The organism is Bacillus sp. AY18-3, from assembly GCF_008042305.1.
GTDB classification, from domain to species: domain Bacteria; phylum Bacillota; class Bacilli; order Bacillales; family Bacillaceae_G; genus Bacillus_A; species Bacillus_A wiedmannii.
Window position 1 is genome coordinate 41,050 of the sequence record NZ_QKQR01000026.1, and the last position, 12,835, is coordinate 53,884.

At 34.1% G+C, this 12,835-nt stretch carries 25 protein-coding genes and 1 pseudogene; 4 read left to right on the forward strand and 22 right to left on the reverse strand.

The features are described from left to right. Positions 1-887 precede the first annotated feature (887 nt). The 18 genes and pseudogenes from dut to DM800_RS21065 form a co-directional block, all read right to left on the reverse strand. A complete protein-coding gene (gene dut / locus DM800_RS21000) occupies positions 888-1,334 on the reverse strand; it encodes a dUTP diphosphatase (RefSeq protein ID WP_147787529.1) in 447 nt (148 codons plus the stop codon). Beyond that, positions 1,331-1,465, reverse strand: coding sequence for a Fur-regulated basic protein FbpA (gene fbpA, locus DM800_RS21005; protein WP_147787530.1), 135 nt, complete (start codon positions 1,463-1,465; stop codon positions 1,331-1,333). Before fbpA ends, dut begins: the two co-directional genes overlap by 4 nt. A gap of 8 nt (positions 1,466-1,473) precedes the next feature. Then, on the reverse strand, positions 1,474-1,872 hold the full coding sequence (locus DM800_RS21010; RefSeq protein WP_147787531.1) for a hypothetical protein: 399 nt from the start codon (positions 1,870-1,872) through the stop codon (positions 1,474-1,476). 10 nt (positions 1,873-1,882) lie between these two features. Further along, a complete protein-coding gene (locus tag DM800_RS21015) occupies positions 1,883-2,146 on the reverse strand; it encodes a hypothetical protein (protein ID WP_147787532.1) in 264 nt (87 codons plus the stop codon). Continuing rightward, on the reverse strand, positions 2,143-2,388 hold the full coding sequence (locus tag DM800_RS21020; RefSeq protein ID WP_147787545.1) for a helix-turn-helix domain containing protein: 246 nt from the start codon (positions 2,386-2,388) through the stop codon (positions 2,143-2,145). Before DM800_RS21020 ends, DM800_RS21015 begins: the two co-directional genes overlap by 4 nt. Then, positions 2,345-2,542, reverse strand: a complete 198-nt coding sequence (locus DM800_RS21025; RefSeq protein WP_255447025.1) for a hypothetical protein — start codon at positions 2,540-2,542, stop codon at positions 2,345-2,347. Before DM800_RS21025 ends, DM800_RS21020 begins: the two co-directional genes overlap by 44 nt. A gap of 89 nt (positions 2,543-2,631) precedes the next feature. After that, a complete protein-coding gene (locus DM800_RS21030) occupies positions 2,632-3,177 on the reverse strand; it encodes a hypothetical protein (RefSeq protein WP_147787533.1) in 546 nt (181 codons plus the stop codon). 13 nt (positions 3,178-3,190) lie between these two features. After that, positions 3,191-4,072 (reverse strand): AAA family ATPase, encoded by an 882-nt coding sequence (locus tag DM800_RS21035; RefSeq protein ID WP_147787546.1) that lies wholly within the window; start codon positions 4,070-4,072, stop codon positions 3,191-3,193. Next, positions 4,023-4,844 (reverse strand): phage replisome organizer N-terminal domain-containing protein, encoded by an 822-nt coding sequence (locus tag DM800_RS21040; protein ID WP_147787534.1) that lies wholly within the window; start codon positions 4,842-4,844, stop codon positions 4,023-4,025. The genes DM800_RS21035 and DM800_RS21040 overlap by 50 nt, the downstream gene beginning before the upstream one ends. Next, complete coding sequence (locus DM800_RS21045) at positions 4,845-5,066, reverse strand: hypothetical protein (RefSeq protein ID WP_147787535.1); 222 nt, start codon at positions 5,064-5,066, stop codon at positions 4,845-4,847. It lies immediately after the preceding gene. Beyond that, on the reverse strand, positions 5,066-5,242 hold the full coding sequence (locus DM800_RS29345) for a hypothetical protein (protein ID WP_179955703.1): 177 nt from the start codon (positions 5,240-5,242) through the stop codon (positions 5,066-5,068). Before DM800_RS29345 ends, DM800_RS21045 begins: the two co-directional genes overlap by 1 nt. 15 nt (positions 5,243-5,257) lie before the next feature. Beyond that, positions 5,258-5,890 carry a Sak single strand annealing protein gene (locus DM800_RS21050; RefSeq protein WP_147787536.1) on the reverse strand — a complete coding sequence of 211 codons (633 nt, stop codon included), beginning with the start codon at positions 5,888-5,890 and terminating at the stop codon, positions 5,258-5,260. A 17-nt stretch (positions 5,891-5,907) separates the two neighbouring features. Next, the gene (locus DM800_RS29350) at positions 5,908-6,084 is read right to left on the reverse strand and encodes a hypothetical protein (protein ID WP_179955704.1); all 177 of its coding nucleotides are present in this window, start codon (positions 6,082-6,084) and stop codon (positions 5,908-5,910) included. 1 nt (position 6,085) lies between these two features. Continuing rightward, positions 6,086-6,286, reverse strand: coding sequence for a hypothetical protein (locus DM800_RS21055; RefSeq protein WP_098210949.1), 201 nt, complete (start codon positions 6,284-6,286; stop codon positions 6,086-6,088). A 426-nt stretch (positions 6,287-6,712) separates the two neighbouring features. Then, complete coding sequence (locus tag DM800_RS29715; protein WP_255447026.1) at positions 6,713-6,847, reverse strand: hypothetical protein; 135 nt, start codon at positions 6,845-6,847, stop codon at positions 6,713-6,715. Positions 6,848-6,852: 5 nt separating this feature from the next. After that, positions 6,853-7,038, reverse strand: a complete 186-nt coding sequence (locus DM800_RS29355; RefSeq protein ID WP_179955701.1) for a hypothetical protein — start codon at positions 7,036-7,038, stop codon at positions 6,853-6,855. Continuing rightward, positions 6,954-7,724, reverse strand: a pseudogene (locus tag DM800_RS21060) (BRO family protein). The gene DM800_RS29355 and the pseudogene DM800_RS21060 overlap by 85 nt, the downstream one beginning before the upstream one ends. Positions 7,725-7,788: 64 nt before the next feature. Continuing rightward, positions 7,789-7,989, reverse strand: a complete 201-nt coding sequence (locus DM800_RS21065; protein WP_147787537.1) for a helix-turn-helix domain-containing protein — start codon at positions 7,987-7,989, stop codon at positions 7,789-7,791. Between the two features lie 209 nt (positions 7,990-8,198). Between DM800_RS21065 and DM800_RS21070 the strand changes: the two genes are divergently transcribed. Beyond that, on the forward strand, positions 8,199-8,549 hold the full coding sequence (locus tag DM800_RS21070; RefSeq protein WP_147787538.1) for a helix-turn-helix domain-containing protein: 351 nt from the start codon (positions 8,199-8,201) through the stop codon (positions 8,547-8,549). Positions 8,550-8,554: 5 nt separating this feature from the next. Here DM800_RS21070 and DM800_RS29360 read toward each other — a convergent pair whose 3' ends face one another. Next, complete coding sequence (locus DM800_RS29360; protein WP_179955705.1) at positions 8,555-8,692, reverse strand: hypothetical protein; 138 nt, start codon at positions 8,690-8,692, stop codon at positions 8,555-8,557. A 444-nt stretch (positions 8,693-9,136) separates the two neighbouring features. Here DM800_RS29360 and DM800_RS21075 point away from each other — a divergent pair, with 444 nt between their 5' ends. Further along, the gene (locus DM800_RS21075) at positions 9,137-9,706 is read left to right on the forward strand and encodes a hypothetical protein (protein WP_147787539.1); all 570 of its coding nucleotides are present in this window, start codon (positions 9,137-9,139) and stop codon (positions 9,704-9,706) included. Between the two features lie 379 nt (positions 9,707-10,085). Here the strand turns inward: DM800_RS21075 and DM800_RS21080 are convergent, their stop codons facing one another. The 3 genes from DM800_RS21080 to DM800_RS21090 form a co-directional block, all read right to left on the reverse strand. After that, on the reverse strand, positions 10,086-10,286 hold the full coding sequence (locus DM800_RS21080) for a hypothetical protein (RefSeq protein ID WP_000565399.1): 201 nt from the start codon (positions 10,284-10,286) through the stop codon (positions 10,086-10,088). A gap of 70 nt (positions 10,287-10,356) precedes the next feature. Next, positions 10,357-10,545 carry a hypothetical protein gene (locus DM800_RS21085; protein WP_147787540.1) on the reverse strand — a complete coding sequence of 63 codons (189 nt, stop codon included), beginning with the start codon at positions 10,543-10,545 and terminating at the stop codon, positions 10,357-10,359. A gap of 85 nt (positions 10,546-10,630) precedes the next feature. Continuing rightward, positions 10,631-10,831, reverse strand: coding sequence for a hypothetical protein (locus tag DM800_RS21090; protein ID WP_147787541.1), 201 nt, complete (start codon positions 10,829-10,831; stop codon positions 10,631-10,633). A gap of 319 nt (positions 10,832-11,150) precedes the next feature. On the opposite strand from DM800_RS21090, the gene DM800_RS21095 reads away from it, so the two are divergent. Next, positions 11,151-12,041, forward strand: a complete 891-nt coding sequence (locus DM800_RS21095) for a helix-turn-helix domain-containing protein (protein ID WP_147787542.1) — start codon at positions 11,151-11,153, stop codon at positions 12,039-12,041. A gap of 201 nt (positions 12,042-12,242) precedes the next feature. After that, complete coding sequence (locus DM800_RS21100; RefSeq protein WP_147787543.1) at positions 12,243-12,743, forward strand: hypothetical protein; 501 nt, start codon at positions 12,243-12,245, stop codon at positions 12,741-12,743. Positions 12,744-12,835 lie beyond the last annotated feature (92 nt).

Below are 12,835 nucleotides of genomic sequence, written 5' to 3' on the forward strand. Positions count from 1 at the left end.
GTGTTCCTTTCTATATAAAATAATTTAGTCTTTACAAGCGGATGATCTCGTCACAAGAGCACTTTATTAGGTGCTCTTTTCGTATTTAAAATACATACAAAATGAAATTTTGATTAAGTTTTTAAATAACCTTTTCAACATTTATAATACCTAACATTCAAACCTTAAAATATGGTAGTATTATTAGGAAGATATTTACTAACTAACTTTTATGCCCTAGCATTGATTACTAGGGCATATTTTATTTTTAAATATGCCCCTTATCTAAAATAGCGTTTTCATTCAATTATCGGTCTCATTTCTTCGTGTTCTTATATCGATATGAAATATTGCATATTTAGACATTTTTATACAAAAATAATCAAATGTGATGTATTCTATAGTAGAAGAGTAAGGTAAGAGTTACTCTTTTCCATTTTAGGAAAGGGCCTGCTATTTATAGCGGGTCCTTTTTGTTAAACTATAACTAAAATAGCGTTTTTGTTTAAGATAACACCTCTAGATCAATTGGACACATTTACTAATATATTCACCACTAAATCCATGTTAAAATCTCTTGTGAGTACGACATAGCTCAATTTTATGAAGTCCTGTAACATTTTCTGCAGGGCTTCTTTTTTTTACAAGCCGTTAGTGAACTGTGCTGACTACCTTAATTTACAAAATCACTTTTTGTTCACTTTTTTGATACATTTACGAAACATTCATGTGTTATCTTCAATACGTTCTATTCTTTTTATATTATCGTGTGAGATATACTCAGACTTGAAACCCTAGACCCCCTAATCCTAGGGCGATTTTATTTAATTACTAGTTTTCATCAACCCGAGAACTTAGTAATTACATCCACAGGCTCAACTCTCTCCCTTTTGAGAATTGAGCCTTTTTTATTTAATCCCCGTTGATCCGAAGCCACAGCTTCCTCTTTTGCTCTCAGACAGCTCGTCCACCTCAACGAAATTAGCTGTTTCCACTGGCGCTATGACACCTTGAGCAATACGAGTACCCTTTTCAATTACACTAGCTTGCATGTTTGCTGCTTTAGGTATTTCGATGTTATCGACTAGTACTCCAACTTCTCCGCAGTATCCACTATCCACCGTGCCAAGTACAACTCTTAGCTTTGTATTACGCGTCACACCGCTATGCGGTCTCACCTGAAGCTCATATCCTGGTGGAATCTCAAAAGCCAATCCAGTTTGTACAACCTTTGTTTCGCCCGGCCATATAATCGTGTCCTCTGCTGCTACAAGATCAAAGCCACTATCGCCAGGTTTAGCGTACTTTGGTAAATCCACATCTTTTAATCTCTTAATATTCACTCGTAAATTCACTCTTTATCTACTCCTTTTATCAATTCGAATAACTCCTGCTCACTCATTTCATAGAGTTGTCGTCCTGTATCTTCTTCCTTATAAATCCCTTTATGTAGTAACACATCGATGTAAATTTGTTTCCTATCCATCTTGCCTCCTAGCTGATTTGTTTCTTCTTATATTTCCGTGGTGGCTTTGTAGCCGCTTCGTATGGATCCATCTTTCTTTTAACACTCTGGTAAAAAGTCTTATTACTAATCCCATTCGATTCCGCTAAAGGAATGTACTTTTCAAATCCTTTTGCCGTAATAGCTGCTTCGTATGGCGTCATGCCGTTACGTTTTCGTCTGTAAAAGGTGGATTCACTAATCCCATTTTTCTCAGCTAATTTCAGTAACTTTTTATTCTTTTCATTTCCTTCCCAGCTCGTACCAACTGGTGTCGTTATAGCACGTTCCAAGCTCCAATTCAGTCCCTCCATTCGTTGATCTACATTCTTCTTGCTAACGCCAATTTGAGCAGCCTTTGCATAATCTTTTAATGTTGGCTTCTCCATTTGCTCCCTCCTAATCCAGTGACATAATTTCGTCTCGTGTACGATTAGAAATAGTTATCCTAATCTTCTGAACACCTTTACCATGTTCTTTCACCGCCATGCTCCATGCTTCGTCTTCTGTTTCAACATCGAACCAATCTATTTTTTGTCGCTCGTCCTGGTCATAAAAGTGAACTTCATACGTTATGACGCTATGCTGTAAGAACCTATCAGCCGTGCTTGTTGCTGTGTAATCAAAACTTCCGACTACATCCTCCAGTGTTAGTTGCTTCATGCTCCTAACCCCATTGAACGAGATTTAATTTTGTTCTTATAAGCCTGATCCATAATCAAAGCAGCGATTTCTACTTGATGTCTTCCTAACTCTTTTGCAATTTCAAGGATTCCTTTGTTTTCCTTCCACATTTCTTGCAATCTAGTAACTTCACTTTCATCAAATACCAGGTCTAACTCTTCTAAAGCGATATACAAGTTACGACGCGATTTCTTCATGTACTTTCTCTGCTGCAACGCCATTGTGTAATTTTCCTTTTCCAAATCCGTTCCAAGTCTCGGCATCCCATTTACCCTCCAGTTGTAATTGATGAATTTCTCTTAGCTCCGCCATAACAGCATGACGCCTTCTATCCACTTCTTCAGGACTGCGATTCCCTGCTTCGCAAACACACAATCCAAACTAATACATCCCCGTTCCAATGTCGTTCTGAATTACTCCCGTTCCATTACATGCACACATCTTAATTCCCCCTTTTAAAATGGTTACTTTGTACTGATTGATTCCCAATCAAATGTTTCTAATATATTCAACAACCGTTCCACTTTTGGCGCCCGCCATGCCGTCATAGCGTATGTATGAGCTTTTAAAGTGTAATGATGTTTATTAAGTTCCAAATGGCGTTTCGCTTCTTCTTTCGTTAGGAACATAGTATCAGGTACAATAAACCCTTCTTTTTTAACAAAAACTGTATCGAAAAAGCCATTACTATTTAAATTGTCTTCTACATACTCCCACAGCTCATCAAAGTTCTCGCTTTTATCACTGATAAACTTTTGTAATTCTTCATCTTCATCAACTTTCTCTTCAAAGTACTCTTCCAAAAAATCTTTTAAGTCGCTAAACTTAGAGAATTTAACATAGTCACCATCGTTAAAGAAATGTTCCTCATGCCCACTGTCATATTTCTCGTTTCCTGGAACAAATCTATAATCCTTGATCACCCAAAACCGTGGTGATTCGTTCCCATCAGTTTCTTGTGCTTTTAACTCCTGCTGCAACTCTTTTAAAAATTGAATATCCTTGTTCATTTCTGTTTCCCCCTTAGAATCCTAAATGTTCAATACGTTTATCTGACGTTTCCTTAAATACAATCGCTTCAGCTTTATTTAAAATTCGACTCCCTAACTTCTTGTCGTATTTCTTGAATATGTCACCGCTTGATAGATTAGTTGTTGTAATAGTGACTTTTCCTTGTCTTCCGTTCGTAACCGCATATAGTACACGTTGGATAAAGTTGCTCGCTTCGTCCGTTCTGTTCATCGATCCGCTTTCTGCACCTAAATCATCAAGTGCCAGGAAATCCACGCTTGTTAGAAGATCCACGCAATACTCTTCCGTGTACTTAGAATCTTTGTTGTTAAATGAATCCTTGATAAGTCTCATCAATTGTTCAATCTCTACATACAAGCAACTTTTCATTTTCGAATAAGTTAGTTCATCATTATCCTTGTCACCATCTGAAATTTCATAAAAATGGCTTCTTAATTCCCTTAGGATTGAATAGGCTAAATGACTTTTACCTGCCCCCTGCACACCTACAATAAATACGTTTTTTACCTCTCCTGCTTTTAGGCTCTCTACAATTCCCTCTACAAGCTTTTTATTTGTTCTAGTCTCTTTACATGCCGTTCTATAATTAGAAAGCGTAGCGTTAAGTATCTCCTCGTTACTAATGATGCTGTGCTTAGTAAGCATGTTGAATTTCTTAGATCTTTTGATTTTTTTGTAATGATTGTTAGCCTGTTCTTTTAACACTCTGTCGTTTTCCTCAACAACACATCGTGGGCAGACAACTTGCCCTTTGAATTCAATCATTTGAATTGGTTTAATAACTTTTTTGTCACCAGTTCCGTAAGAATGTTTCATGCATTTATCAGAATGGAAGTTCACCTTTAAATCCAGGGATTTTGCTGCCCGTTGCATTGCTGTTACCGACATTTTTATCCGCTCCTTTTTTTAGTTGTTGATTTAGGTATTCTTCAAATTTCGTTCCAAATAATGTTGATGGTCTTAAATATTGGTTATATTCTTCATCTGTTAACCAATGAGAGGCCTTTATATCAATCACTTTCTTAAAATCTTCTATAGTAAATCCTTGATTAAATCTAGCTTTAATTAAGGATTTTGTTTTCTTTGTTGATGTACGATAAGAAGTGGAACATGTGTCGTTGAGGTAGGTAACTATCTCGACTATATGTTTATTAATATCTTTATCTCTTTCTAGTTCTAATTCTTTTTCTTCTTCTTTGTCCGTTTCATTTGCGTTACCTGTAACGTTACATCCGTTACTTTCGTTTGAAAGACTAAGTTTTTTTCGTTCACGGTACGCTGCTACTCGTTTTTTTGTGTCTTCACGAATCTTATCTAGCCCATTTAAACTCTGATGTTTCCCCCAATTCGAGACACTGATAAACTGATTGCCATCAACTTCAATCATTCCAAACTGTTTAAAGGTTTGTAGAGCAAGTCGAACAACTGCTATCGGTCTATTAAAGATTGTCGCTAGCATATCTTCGGTATATGGAATGTTTTCATTTAAGAAAATGTAACCATTGGCATTTGTTTTCCCAGCTTGAGCAAGCAATTTGATCCAGATAATTAGCAATGTATCCGCTTCTGGCATACTTTCAATCAATCGAATCTTTTCATCTTCAAACATATTAGTAGTTAACTTTATCCATTTAACATCTGCCATTTAATTCACCTTCTTCATCCAACATTCGTAACTGACATGATCGTCCATGCCTGTAAACCTAATCTTGTCTTTCCCTTTGAATTTCCCATCGTTATAGAATGTTTTTTCTGCCCTGTACACTCTCCTAATAGGAGTTACATAGTCGTAACCTCGTTTTTCTAAATCACGAACCGCTTTTAACATTTCTTTCATTGATCCACGTCTTACTGGCACTTGAAACATCACGCATTCGCCCTTTCGCATACCGCTATGTCACCTTGAACCTTAATTACTTTGTATCCTGGATAGCGATCGGGAGTAATGTACTCAATCGCCTTTACTCTTGCTTCTTTTTCATGCCGTGCGCCCTTCCACACCCATTTCAGAAGGACGACTTTAGATTGATTTTTGTCTAACATAGGCTTAACATCTCCTTAGTTTGTTTGTTCTATTTTTTCAACCTGTTCTTGTTCTTCGATTTCAGAAGTTTCTTTTTCAGCCTGTTTAACCCACTTTGTTGATTTCTTAAGCACTTCCTCGGCTTGTTTTAATGTCAATTCGCCAACTTCTTTAATGCTTAAGTGTCCTTTAATCGTGTTTTCATCCACTTTTCGAAGAGTAGCTAATTTTTTTATGTTTAATTTGATTGCACCGACTTGTTGAGCAGTAATCATTTCCTCTTGGATCTCTGGTAAATCTTCACCTGCGTAGATATACAAGCCTAATCCGTGAAGTGCAATTGCTTTTACTAAGCAACGCTGAATACTCGTATTAATATCAAAGCTGTTAGGCTCTGCAATCGGCTTGTTCTGATTGTTAAGTATCGGATGAATCTGACTTAGTGGTATTCCTTGTACAGTTACTTCAACCTCTACAAAGTAACCACAATCTGTTTTGAGGTAAGGCGCTCCATCAAATCGTTTTACTTCCCATGTTGCTGTTGGATCTACCTCACGAAGTTTTTTAACTGCCCACGCCCATGATAAGTAGTTAAAACGCCCTTTCTTTTCAACATGTTCCGAACAATCTATTTGAGCCAATTTAGAAAAGTAATTTTCAGTTGTCATATGAATCTTCCTCTCCTTTAAAATGGTGATAATTCCGCTTGTTTACTAACTTCATATACTTCCGTAAGTGCCTGTAATCCGTATTCATAAGCTACAACCATCGATGCAGCGTTAGGTTCTTTACTTTGCTTATATCGTTCAACTAAACTCTTCATAACTTGAATTTCAGCTTCAATTTTGCTTTGCAGGCTCATCTTATTCACCTGCCACTTTCATAACTGAATGATCAACTACATACTCTTCAACGCATTCCGTTGAGTTATGTATGTAATCTCCATCAAAGTCCAAATACTCTTCACCTAAATAAATCTCTTGAGAACACCCTTCGCAATTTCCGATAGAATCATTGGCTGATGAATCATGATGATTGCCAATTAACATTGGATTTTCAATCATTTCCACATTCCTCCTTATTTACTGTAGGAGAAAACATTTGGTATAATATAAGTGTGTTATTATATGTGTTTTCTCCAGACCGTCTTAGGGGTAAGGCGGTTTTTATTTTTTCAATAGTACTTACTGAGCATTTCTGTTAATATTTAGTTACCGATATGTGTATCAACCGGCCTGTGCTTCTGTACGGGCTTTTTTGATGCTTTTGAGCATCGGAATATCCAGGAACCTATTTGCTAGGCGGGGAATAACATTAGATTACTGAATATTCAGACAATATAAGGCTTGTCTATGTTCATAATTTCGTAACATCTATATATAAAGTTTTTATAAATTATGTGTTACACTTTGTACATTCCAAGAAGTCCTTATGGAGTCGACAACTCAATACCCTTAGTTATTACCCTGCATCCCCTGTAGGGTTTTTTCTTATTTAGCTAGAGTGATATACTTGTATGTTTCCTCAACCTTATCTGCGCTGTTATGTATCCCTCTAGCTTTTAAATCTCGTACCATTTTGATAATGTTTGCTTTCTCTTCTGTGTCCCGCTGCTGTCTATCCATCAATTTCATCCTTTATCAACTGCTTTATGCTTTTGTAGTTCAATCCTACAAAGATGAGAAATACAACCAATACCATGAAATATGAGTATGTGCTTTCTTCCATTGTTTACACCGCCTTCTGTTCTTGTTCTTTCTTCAGTCGGTCTATGATATAGGCTTGTCCTTTTGGTGTTACGTATGTTGTTGTCCATGTGAAAGGCTCTCCACTTGGTTTCTGTTTAACACCTTGTGCAATTTCGAAGTAACCTTTTTCAACAGCTGATTGAGTTGGTTCAGTGGATCGCTTGAATAGTAGATTCCATTCTCTAAGTTTTGCGAATAACTGACGTTACCCAATCTTGATATTGTGTTTTGCTGCTAATTTAGCGACTTCACTCACTTTTAGCGATTCGTTCGACTGCATACACGCTTCAGCGAATGTTACTAATGGTTGTTGCTGTACAATTTGTTGTTCTGCTGCTGCAAGCTTTTCTTTCTCTTCTTTTAATTTAGTGAGAAGACCGATTGCAAAGTCTGGATTAGTTACCGCTTGTTCCAGGACTTGATCTGTCATGTATGCCCCGTGTTTTCTAATAGAAGGAAGCACTTCACTTGTTACCCATTTTTTGAATGTTCTCGCTTGTGTTTTGCGACTTGTCATGATTAGTGAATAAAGACCACTTTCGTTAATTATGTTTGTTTCTTGCGGTCTTCCCAGCGAATCAATGACCTTCATACTGTGAAGCTCATCTTCATCTAAGCGACTTAACGATCTAGTTGCATTTACAATTTCTAATACATCGCACACATCTTTAGCTACAAACCAAACATCTTCACCTTGTACTACCGTTCGAACCTGTCCGAACTCTTCATTATTGAAAACTTGTAATTGATTCATTTTCTTTCCTCCTCAACGTTCACAAAAAGTGAACGATTAGTTAAAAATAATAGTTAACTTTTCGTTAACCTTCTACCAATTCATCAACCGTAACATCAAACAATTTAGATAGCAAACCCAATCTGTATATACTTGGTTGTCTCTTGCCAGATTCAAGTTGTGAATACGCTGATTTTGTTGAGTAACCAAGATAATCACCTACATAAGCCTGACTATAACCACGTTTTTTACGTAATGCTTTGGTCTTTTCGATATTTAGTTTCATGTTTATCACCTTTGTTTGTTTCGTTAATTCGATAATAACATGCCGTTCACTTTTTGCGAACTACAAAATTTAATTTTCTTCAAAAACTTAAAAAGGTTGTCTTTGAGTGAACTTTTCTGTTAAATTTTATATATATATATTGACTATAGTTAATGAATAAAAAGTAAAAGATAATAGTATACGGGACTTCTATAAAGGGGAGAAAACTGATGAATCATCAATTGATTAGCAAAAGGGTTAAAGAGATCAGAACTGAAATACTCAAAATGAGTCAATCTGAATTCATTAACGCACTAGGACTAAAAAGCAAATCTGCTGTTTCTATGTGGGAGAACGAAGAAATAGAGAAATGTCCATCGAGAAAAACGTCTTTAGATATAGCTAAACTCGCTAATGTGTCCGTTTCTTATGTATTAGGTGAATCAGATGAGAAGAACCCTGAATTAACAGCTAAGGATGACTTAGAACAAGTAATGATAGATATCCGTTCTAAGGATCCAAATAAACAAAAAGAACTTATCGAAATGATAAAACAACTAGTTAAAATATCAGGCGATTGATAGCGTCAAATGCTACCGATCGCCTCTTTTATTTTCAAAAGAATCTCATAAGACTCAACATCCCCATTATGAGCCGCATTAAAGATTCCTTGTATATTACTTTCAATTTCAATTAACTCTTTTTCGATTGTATTTTGTTCCATCCCCAACATCCTCCGATAGCTTCATAATAGTTTGTGAAATTAATTTATAATACTTCTATAAAACCTTATTTTGAAAAATACAGAACTTCCACAGAAAATACGAAAACAAATGTGTCTTCTTTTTTATGTCCATATTATACCACCAAAAAGAACATACGTTCTGAATCTTACGATATATTTTTAAATTTTTATCCTATACTATTATTATAAACAAGTCTTTCGATTTTTTCCCAAACGTGCTAGGTTTTTAAAAATTAATTACAAAAAACTTTAAGAAATGGAATATAGGCAATAAAACAATCATAATTTTACCATCCCTACTAGTGAGAGCGGAGACTCTCTTTTTTTATTTTCTTTCGACATGATACAACAAAATAGCTGTAACTAGATTTGTTATGCTTGGATGAGAAATTCTACATTCCCTATAATCGGAGGAAACGAATTATGCAAAACTCATTTTATGCAAAGTGGTGGTTTTGGTTTATCATTGCCATTGTCGTAATTGTTGTTGTTGGCGGAAAAAACAACAAAGAAGAAGCTACAACAACTCCAACCGAACCCAAAAAAGAGATAAAACAAGAACAACCCAAACAAGATATTCAAGCTCAACCAGAAAAGAAGGAACAACCTAAACAAGATGTTCAAGCTCAACCAGAAAAGAAGGAACAACCTAAACAAGATGTTCAAGCTCAACCAGAAAAGAAGGAACAACCTAAACAAGATGTTCAACAATCTGCATCGGGATTTACAAATCCTATAAAAAATATCGATAAAACAACTGCTATGAATGCCATCAAAGAAAAAGCAAAAAGAGACTTCCCAGATGATTACATAACACAGAACTTCGTAGTAGATGAACAATCTAAGGCGTTTGATCATTTAAATGGTATTGAACTCAAATCTCAGGAAGAACTAAACGTTATGAAGAAAGTGATCAACGACTTCCCTAATGACTTCATGACTACTAAATATGTGTATGAAGAACAGATAAAAGCTATGAATAAGCAACAATAAGATACTATGTTGTGCATTCTTTCCTAATTAAAAATATGGATAAGCAACAATAAGATACTATGTTGTGCATTCTTTCCTAATTAAAAATATGGATAAGTACGGTAATAAAACATTTGGATGGGAGTCCAATACATATTATTAAAATTAAATTGGTTCAAGTCGAAAGGCATCCTAGGGTGTCTTTTCTTTATGCATAAAAAAGCCTTATCTTCCTATAAAAAGATAAGGCCTTTATATACTACCTATTATCCGATTCATCAGTTTCATAACACATTTAGCTTCTCCAAAAAGACCACCAGTGTCCTATTCTCCACCATAATACGCATACTTCCCAGGTGAACCATTATCTCGTATACTTGGATATGATTTTAGTTTATATTCATAAACCTAAACCATAAAAATATAACCAGATTACCATGATTAGAATTCCCATAACAGTAACTAATAGGAGTTTACCATCCGCACCTGTAATAACTTCTTTTAGATTTTCTTTTGCTTGTTGTTTCTTTTCTCCACTTGAAAAAAGATAAATAATGAAATAAGTAACCACTAAGAAGAATGAGAATATTATATCTATCATTACTTATGTACCTCCCTAATATATGTGCGCTATTAATTTCCTTATACCTTTTAAGCTAAGATATCTGAAATCATAATGTTAATAAATATATCCCCCCGATTAAAAGTGCCGCAGCAAAGACTAATATTATTATTCCATCAGGACTATTAAGAATTTCTTTTATATGTTTTTTTGCTATTTGCTTAGTTTCTCCACTTGAAAGGAGATAAACAATGGAATGGAGAATTAGTAAGAAAAATGCCGTAACTAACTCTATCATGGTTTATGTACCTCCTAATATATATGTACCTTTAATTATCCAGTAATTTTCTTGCACCTTGTATCAGCCTGAGTAACTGGAATGCTTAGTTCAATAAAAGCCAAATGACAAAAATTACTCCCATAACTGCTCCAGTTCCAAAGAAACCTACCAACATTTTTCCCTCAGGACCATTAATAAGCTCTTTTAAAACTTCTTTTGCTATTCGCTGACCTTTACCACTTAAAGATATCGAAAGAATAAAGAATATTACCACTAATACAAATGAAGAAATTATTAGCTCCATGACTTATGTACCTCCCTAATATATGTTCGCTATTAATTAACCAATAATTGCCTTATACATTATATCAGCTAGGGTACATGGAAGTATAACAAATTATTTTTATAATTTAATTTATTAATAGGAACGGCATTAATACAGGATAGTTCAAGACGGAGGAAGGCACCTTAGGGTGTCTTTTCTTTATGCATAAAAAGCCTCATCTTCCTATAGAAAGGATAAGGCCTTTACAACAAATACTAATTGCAACTATATTAATTTTACATTACATTAAGTTTAGAGAATATTATACTAATAAAGCGCTAAATAGTAGGTGGAGAAAATGGAATTTAACGATTTGGGTATTACCATTAAAGAACTTCGAATTAAAAAAAATATATCTCAATCCGAATTATGTCATGAAATATGTTCACAAAGCCAAATTAGCAAGATCGAAAAAGGTGTGATTTATCCATCTAGCATATTGTTATATCAATTATCTGAAAGACTTGGTGTTGATCCAAATAATATATTTGCACTAACTCAAAATAAAAAATTAAAATATATAGAAAATGTAAAATATGTAATAAAGGATTGCATAAGACAACATCAATATACAGAGCTTTATGAAATAGTAACAAAAGAAAAAAACTTAAATAATTTTCAAACAAAAGAAGATAAACAATTTCTACTATGGCATGAAGCAATTGCTATATATGAGGTGAATAGATCAACAAAAACTGCTTTAACTCTTTTAAATAATGCATTAAAACTAACTGTAACGAATGTTGATTGTTTATCAGAAAGAGAAATAGATATTATGCAGACAATGGCTATATTTCATGGGGAAAATAAAGAGTACAAAAAAAGTATTAATATATTAAAAAGATGTTTAAATAATTTTAACAACTTAGATTTTCCTAGAGATAAAGAAATTAAATTAAAAATCATTTATAATTTATCCAAATGCTTAAATTACACATGTCAATACGAAGAGGCACTAAAATACATTGATAAGGGCATCCAATTAGCTATTAATCTAAATACTTTATACTTATTGGGTGAGCTATACTATGGAAAAGGTTCAAACTTATTAAAGCTTAAACAATCTAATGACGAAAATGTTGCTAATAACATGAAAACAGCGTTATTTATATTTGAATTAACAAAAAACGAAAATAAATTAAAAATAATTAAAAAAGAATATTTCGAAAAAAAATATAACCACTCATAATTTCGTAAAAACTACTTACAAAGCCCACAGGAACAATCCTTATAGTTTTTTAAATTAGAACTATATTATTAAAATTAAAGTAGTTCAAGTCGGGAGAAGGCACCTTAGGGTGTCTTTTTTTATTGGATACCGCCAGCATTTCGAAAAAACACGATTATTTTTATGGTAAAATTCATATAAAAAATTAAGGATGTTTTTATTATGGAAACTACAAAAACGAGTTTAATTCAAATCCTTTGGGATGGACCATACAGTATCACAGACCTCGTAAAACTAAAAAATGAAGAAATCGATTATGGAATTTATCAGATTTATGGGAATCACCCTGTGTATGGTAATGACGTTCTTTTATATATTGGAAAAGCAGATTTTCAGACTATAGGGCAAAGAATTTACCAAGAAAATTGGCAGGACACTAACGATTCTAACAATACTAAAATATATGTTGGAAGGTTTCACGGTTCTAAAAACCCAACTCAAACTGAATGGTCAGTAGAAATTAAATTAGCTGAAAGATTGTTAATTTATGTTCATAAACCTGCATATAATTCTCAGGGTATATCATCGCTAAAGGAGTTAGAAGTTCAGGATATTCATATCTTAAACTGGGGTAATTATAGATCTCTTCTCCCTGAAATTTCTGGATTAAGATGGACAAGTAAGTTAGACGATTTGGTATTTGAAATGTATAAATGGGTGTAATCTCACTCATAAATTAATTAAACTTTATAAATAGATGTAGTAAAATAAAGTTGGGTGGGAACCCAGATATATTTGGGGTACAGCCGAGATAC

Excerpts from the sequence above, each read along its gene's own strand:
- DM800_RS21065 (WP_147787537.1), bottom strand. The coding sequence starts at position 7,989 with ATGAAACTAAATATCGAAAAGACCAAAGCATTACGTAAAAAACGTGGT.
- DM800_RS21035 (WP_147787546.1), bottom strand. The coding sequence starts at position 4,072 with ATGCAACGGGCAGCAAAATCCCTGGATTTAAAGGTGAACTTCCATTCT.
- DM800_RS21085 (WP_147787540.1), bottom strand. The coding sequence starts at position 10,545 with ATGATAGAGTTAGTTACGGCATTTTTCTTACTAATTCTCCATTCCATT.
- DM800_RS21045 (WP_147787535.1), bottom strand. The coding sequence starts at position 5,066 with ATGTTTCAAGTGCCAGTAAGACGTGGATCAATGAAAGAAATGTTAAAA.
- DM800_RS29360 (WP_179955705.1), bottom strand. The coding sequence starts at position 8,692 with ATGGAACAAAATACAATCGAAAAAGAGTTAATTGAAATTGAAAGTAAT.
- fbpA (WP_147787530.1), bottom strand. The coding sequence starts at position 1,465 with ATGGATAGGAAACAAATTTACATCGATGTGTTACTACATAAAGGGATT.
- DM800_RS21050 (WP_147787536.1), bottom strand. The coding sequence starts at position 5,890 with ATGACAACTGAAAATTACTTTTCTAAATTGGCTCAAATAGATTGTTCG.
- DM800_RS21010 (WP_147787531.1), bottom strand. The coding sequence starts at position 1,872 with ATGGAGAAGCCAACATTAAAAGATTATGCAAAGGCTGCTCAAATTGGC.
- DM800_RS21055 (WP_098210949.1), bottom strand. The coding sequence starts at position 6,286 with ATGATTGAAAATCCAATGTTAATTGGCAATCATCATGATTCATCAGCC.
- DM800_RS21020 (WP_147787545.1), bottom strand. The coding sequence starts at position 2,388 with ATGGCGTTGCAGCAGAGAAAGTACATGAAGAAATCGCGTCGTAACTTG.
- DM800_RS21015 (WP_147787532.1), bottom strand. The coding sequence starts at position 2,146 with ATGAAGCAACTAACACTGGAGGATGTAGTCGGAAGTTTTGATTACACA.
- DM800_RS29350 (WP_179955704.1), bottom strand. The coding sequence starts at position 6,084 with ATGAGCCTGCAAAGCAAAATTGAAGCTGAAATTCAAGTTATGAAGAGT.
- DM800_RS21040 (WP_147787534.1), bottom strand. The coding sequence starts at position 4,844 with ATGGCAGATGTTAAATGGATAAAGTTAACTACTAATATGTTTGAAGAT.
- DM800_RS21075 (WP_147787539.1), top strand. The coding sequence starts at position 9,137 with ATGCAAAACTCATTTTATGCAAAGTGGTGGTTTTGGTTTATCATTGCC.
- DM800_RS21070 (WP_147787538.1), top strand. The coding sequence starts at position 8,199 with ATGAATCATCAATTGATTAGCAAAAGGGTTAAAGAGATCAGAACTGAA.
- DM800_RS29355 (WP_179955701.1), bottom strand. The coding sequence starts at position 7,038 with ATGGACAACAACATACGTAACACCAAAAGGACAAGCCTATATCATAGA.
- DM800_RS21030 (WP_147787533.1), bottom strand. The coding sequence starts at position 3,177 with ATGAACAAGGATATTCAATTTTTAAAAGAGTTGCAGCAGGAGTTAAAA.
- DM800_RS21080 (WP_000565399.1), bottom strand. The coding sequence starts at position 10,286 with ATGATAGATATAATATTCTCATTCTTCTTAGTGGTTACTTATTTCATT.
- DM800_RS29345 (WP_179955703.1), bottom strand. The coding sequence starts at position 5,242 with ATGTTAGACAAAAATCAATCTAAAGTCGTCCTTCTGAAATGGGTGTGG.
- DM800_RS21100 (WP_147787543.1), top strand. The coding sequence starts at position 12,243 with ATGGAAACTACAAAAACGAGTTTAATTCAAATCCTTTGGGATGGACCA.
- DM800_RS21090 (WP_147787541.1), bottom strand. The coding sequence starts at position 10,831 with ATGGAGCTAATAATTTCTTCATTTGTATTAGTGGTAATATTCTTTATT.
- DM800_RS21095 (WP_147787542.1), top strand. The coding sequence starts at position 11,151 with ATGGAATTTAACGATTTGGGTATTACCATTAAAGAACTTCGAATTAAA.
- DM800_RS29715 (WP_255447026.1), bottom strand. The coding sequence starts at position 6,847 with ATGGATAGACAGCAGCGGGACACAGAAGAGAAAGCAAACATTATCAAA.